Origin of the sequence: Mycobacterium sp., assembly GCF_035623875.1 — a bacterium.
Taxonomy (GTDB): domain Bacteria; phylum Actinomycetota; class Actinomycetes; order Mycobacteriales; family Mycobacteriaceae; genus Mycobacterium.
Genome location: NZ_DASPSP010000320.1, coordinates 1 through 3,640 on the forward strand (window position 1 = coordinate 1; position 3,640 = coordinate 3,640).

3 protein-coding genes are annotated in these 3,640 nt (G+C 64.5%); all 3 read right to left on the reverse strand.

The features are described 5' to 3' along the window. Positions 1 to 42: 42 nt before the first annotated feature. A complete protein-coding gene (locus VEI45_RS25595; protein WP_324857509.1) occupies positions 43 to 1,485 on the reverse strand; it encodes an adenylate/guanylate cyclase domain-containing protein in 1,443 nt (480 codons plus the stop codon). Positions 1,486 to 1,611: 126 nt separating this feature from the next. After that, complete coding sequence (locus VEI45_RS25600) at positions 1,612 to 3,096, reverse strand: aldehyde dehydrogenase family protein (protein WP_324857505.1); 1,485 nt, start codon at positions 3,094 to 3,096, stop codon at positions 1,612 to 1,614. A gap of 114 nt (positions 3,097 to 3,210) precedes the next feature. After that, positions 3,211 to 3,640, reverse strand: a 430-nt coding sequence (locus VEI45_RS25605) for a cytochrome P450 (RefSeq protein WP_324857507.1), incomplete at its 5' end; no start/stop codon positions are given.

A 3,640-nucleotide genomic window follows, 5' to 3' on the forward strand; every position in this document is an offset into this window, starting at 1 on the left:
GACCAATAGCGCCGAGAATCGTTCAGCGGTAAGCACATGCACTCAGCTGTCAGCCGCGGGCGTCCAGATGCGGGTGGACTCGGAGCGGCCGCGCAGCACGGTGTCACCCTGTGCGATCCAAAGCCGGCGCTCAGCCGGGTCGGCGCGGTCTATCGCAGCGGCTGAACACACAATCCGCCGGTCCAACGCTTTTGCGAAATCTGCCAGCCGCGCAGCCTCGTTCACTGCATCGCCGACGACGGTGTATTCATAGCGGTTTTCGGCGCCGATGTTTCCGGCGAATACCGGCCCCGCCGAGACGCCTATCCCGAAGTCGACGACGGGTAGCCGACGCAGCTGGCTGCGCAGGCTACGCGCGGTGGCCAACGCCGCCGACACGGCTCCATCTGCGGGCAACGGCGCCCCGAAGACCGCCAGCGCGGCATCTCCTTGGAACTTGTTGATCAAGCCATGCCGCTCGTCGACGGCGCTGACGACGATGCGGAAGAAGTCGTTGAGTACCTCGGCGACCTCTTGCGGCGACCGGCTGGCCGCCAACGTGGTCGACCCCACCAGGTCGATGAAAAGGATTGCCGCCTCTCGTACATCGCCGGACAGCGAAGTGCCCTCTTCGACGGCGCGTCGGGCCACATCCGCCCCGACGTGACGGCCGAACAGGTCCCGTAACCGGTCGCGTTCGGCGATCCCAGCAACCATCCGGTTGAATCCGCTTTGCAGACGCCCGATTTCAGAACGCTCGTAGACTCCGACGAAGGTGTCGATACGGCCCTGCTGGACCTGCGCCATCGCGTCGACGACCTCTCGAACCGGGTCCGAAATCGACCGGGATGTCAGGATCATTATTGGAAGCCCCAGTAACACCGCGGCCAGCGTTACCACCAGAATGGGCATCTCCACCGATGCCGTCCTGTGAATAATCCAACCATTCGAACGAATGACGATCAGAGTGACGATCGCCGCGCAGGGTAGCCCACAACCCAATAACCACATGCCCACGAGTCGAGTGAGCACGCGTGGTGCTATCACGACACCTTCAGAGCCCTGGGTCGCGGCGACGAAGATTGGCCGAAGAGAGCGCTGGACGAGCAGAAGGCTTAGCCCCGCCGCCGCACTGCCGCCGAGCACGACCGCCATCAGGGTTGCGGCCGCGAGCGTCACACCGCCGTCAAGGTTTGGCGCGAGGAAAATCACGCCACTTGCGGCCCAGGTTGCCGCCAGGATCAGCGATTGTCGCTTGACGAGCCCCGTCGCCGTGCGTCGTTCATCCGGATTGGGTTGCCGGCCCTGAACAAACCACCGCAGTACCGGAGCGAGGCTCATGGCACCACCGACCGCGACGGCAGCGGCTCCCAACAGAACAAGGATCGCCGCAATTATCATGTTCTTTACGCCGAAGTAGGCATACGGTCCGCTCGTTGTTTGGCCGTGTAGCGGTATCACGATCGCGGCGGCATCGCCAACCGCCAGCAGGTGGGCGAACGCCAGGCCAGCCGAATATTGAATCGACAACCTGCGCGCGCTCGTTGGCTGCTCCTGTGCACGCCCACGCGCCTTGGTCACGGGAACAAGGTAGCCGAGTCCCCGGCGAGGAGGCGGGCAATCACATCTGACCTACCCGGCGGGATACCCCACGGACTTGATCTCGGTGTACTGGTCGAATCCGGCGACGCCGTTCTGGCGTCCGACCCCGCTGTATTTGTATCCGCCGAACGGCGTGTCAGCGCCGTACGGAGCGCCGCCGTTGACGCCGATGAAGCCGGCCCGGATCCGGCGGGCCACGGCCAGCGAATGCTCCAGCGAGCCGGACATCACGTTGCCGGCCAGCCCGTATGGGCTGTCGTTGGCGATTCGGATGGCGTCCTCCTCGTCGTCGAACGGGATGACGGACAGCACCGGGCCGAAGATCTCCTCCTGGGCGATCGTCATGGAGTTGTCGACGTCGACGAAAAGCGTTGGCCTGACGTAGAACCCCTTGTCGAAGCCGGTGGGCGCATCGGGCCCACCGACCAGCGCCGTGGCACCTTCTTCGACGCCCTTGCTGATGTAGCCCAGCACCCGCTTGCGCTGTTTATCCGAGATCACCGGGCCGCATAGGGTTCCGGGGTCTTGGGGGTCTCCCGGCATGACGTTCTCGTAGATGCTCTTGAGGATCGCCACACCCTCGTCGTAGCGCGACCGCGGCAGCAGCATCCGGGTGGGGTTGGCACAGCCCTGGCCGGCGTGCATGCACGGCGCGATTCCGATCGCACATGCCAACCCGAAATCGGCGTCCTCGAGCACGATGGTGGCCGACTTGCCGCCGAGCTCCAGGAACAGCCGCTTCATTGTCGCGGCGCCCTTTTCCATGATTCGCTTGCCGACCGCAGTAGAGCCGGTGAACGAGATCAGGTCGACTTTCGGCGACAGGGTGAGTTCCTCACCCACCAGGTGATCCGACGCGGTGACGACGTTGACGACGCCCGCCGGGATGTCAGTCTTCTCGGCGATCAGCCGGCCCAGACGGGTGGCATTGAACGGGGTGTCCGGCGCCGCCTTGAGTACCACTGTGTTGCCGGTACCCAGCGCCTGGCCGATCTTGTTGATGGTGACCTCGAACGGGAAGTTCCACGGAACAATGGCGCCGACCACTCCGACCGGTTCGCGCCAAACTTTGCGGGTGGTCAGCGTTCCGGTGAGGCTGATCGTCTTGTCGCCCAGGTCGGTCTCCCAGGGGTACTCGTCGATCAGCTTGGCGGGATACCGTAGCCCGTCTTCCAACGGGGCATCCAGCTGGGGGCCGAAGGTGATCGCCCGGGGCGCGCCAACTTCGAGAATGAGCTCCTCGCGCAACTCTTCGCGCTCGGCGTCTATCGCCTCGTGCAGCTGCAACAGGCAGCGCTGACGGAGCGCCCTGTTGGTCGACCAATCGGTCTCGTCGAAAGCCCGCCGAGCAGCGTCGATGGCCCGGTGCATGTCCTCCTTCGACGCGTCGGCGACTTCCCCGATCGGCTCCTCGGTTGCCGGATTGATGTTGGTGAACGTGCCGGCCTGGCCGTCGACGAGCTTGCCGTCGATCATCATCTTCGGCTCGAAGCGGACCTTTACAGCCTCAGTCATGTCTGTCACTCTCTTCTGACTCGTTAGACGGGCATCCCGCAGAGCACTGGTTACCCTACGGAGAGCCTTACTGGAAACTAGCCGACTGACAAGGTGCAACCTCTGCGGGGTTGGCTACCGGGCATCAAACAGCACCGGCAGCGACGTCGGCGACCGGAAGACTTGCCCGCGGATATGCGGGTCGTTCCCGTCGGGGTCCAGCCGAAGATTCGGCAGCCGGTCGAGCAGAAGATTGACGGCGGTGCGCATTTCGAGCCGTGCCAAGTGCATGCCCAGGCACACGTGCACACCGTGCCCCCAACCCAGATGCGCCCGAGCCTGTCGGTGAATGTCGAACGTGTCGGGATCGGGATAGCGATCTTCCTGCCGGTTCGCCGAACCCAGCATCGGCATCACCGTCGCCCCAGCCGGGATCGCCACCCCACCGAGTTCGGTGTCGCGGGTCGCCACCCGGGTGATGGTCAACAATGGTGGTTCCCACCGCACACCCTCTTCGATGGCCGCCGGAAGCAGCGACCGGTCCGCGCGGATCGCGTCCAATTGC

What these genes read in the sequence shown, in the direction of transcription:
- VEI45_RS25600 (WP_324857505.1), bottom strand. Translation starts at nt 3,096, where the DNA reads ATGACTGAGGCTGTAAAGGTCCGCTTCGAGCCGAAGATGATGATCGAC.